This is a genomic window from bacterium, from assembly GCA_024224155.1.
Classification (GTDB): Bacteria; Acidobacteriota; Thermoanaerobaculia; order Multivoradales; family JAHEKO01; genus CALZIK01.
The window spans coordinates 1-1086 of the sequence record JAAENP010000219.1 but is presented as its reverse complement, the minus strand read 5'-3'; the positions used below and the strand labels follow the sequence as shown (position 1 = coordinate 1086).

Below are 1086 nucleotides of genomic sequence, written 5' to 3'. Positions count from 1 at the left end.
TGTTCTGCTCGAGGACTTCGAGGCGACGCAGGATGCACTCACAGCCAACGATGACGGAGGGCTCCGGGACGTGGTTCCGTACCTCGTCGAACGTCGATTCCAGGTCCGCCAGCAGCGTTTCCAGTTCTCGATCATCCATCTGACCTCTCAGTCTAAACGAATCGTTGCTATGCTACCGAAAGGAACCCCGCACAGTGCTCGAAGCCCGGAATCTCAGCAAAGAATACGCGACGCCGCGCGGACCGCTGCCGGTGATTGAGGATGTTTCGCTAGCGCTCGCGCCCGGCGAGGCGGCTTCGATCATGGGGCCGTCGGGGAGCGGCAAGAGCACGCTGCTCTACATGCTCGGCGCGCTCGAGCCGCCGTCGGCCGGCACCGTCACCCTCGCCGGAGAAAATCCGTACGAGTTACCCGAACCCAAGCTGGCCGCCTTCCGCAATCGGAAGATCGGATTCGTCTTCCAGGACCACTGCCTGCTACCCCAGTGCTCGGTGCTCGAGAACGTTCTGACACCTACGCTGGTGGCCGACTCCGGCGGCGGCTTTGAAGACCGCGCCCGCGCGCTCATCGATCAGGTTGGCCTCGGAGAACGGCTCGACCACCGCCCAGCGGAGCTCTCCGGCGGTGAGAAGCAGCGCGTCGCACTGGCACGCGCGCTGATTCGCGAACCGCTGTTGCTTCTCTGCGACGAACCCACCGGGAACCTCGACCGCGACTCCGCCGCCAAGGTCGCCAACCTCCTGCTCGAGCTCGACGAGCGCCGCCAATCCATCCTCGTGGTGGTCACCCACAGCCACGAACTCGCCGACCGCTTCCCCGTCCGGTTCGACCTCACTGGAAGCCGGATCGAGCGGACGAGGTAGCCGTGCGACTGTCCACCCTCATCCGTCGCGGCCTCTTGCACTACTGGCGCACAAACCTCGCCGTGATAATCGGTGTCGCCACGGCGGTGTCGGTGCTCGGCGGAGCCCTGTTGGTAGGCGCATCGGTCCGCGGCAGTTTGCGCGACTTGGTGCTCTCCCGGCTGGGCAACCCGGGTTACGTTGTGGCGTCCCCGAATCCCTTCCGAGCCGAATTGGCCGACGG

General features: G+C 65.2%; 2 protein-coding genes. One reads left to right on the top strand and one right to left on the bottom strand.

What is annotated here, in order from left to right; genetic code table 11:
* On the bottom strand, positions 1 to 139 hold a 139-nt coding region (locus GY769_12075; protein MCP4202659.1), incomplete at its 3' end, for a hypothetical protein.
* A 55-nt stretch (positions 140 to 194) separates the two neighbouring features.
* Here GY769_12075 and GY769_12070 point away from each other — a divergent pair.
* On the top strand, positions 195 to 863 hold the full coding sequence (locus GY769_12070; protein MCP4202658.1) for an ABC transporter ATP-binding protein: 669 nt from the start codon (positions 195 to 197) through the stop codon (positions 861 to 863).
* Positions 864 to 1086: the final 223 nt, after the last annotated feature.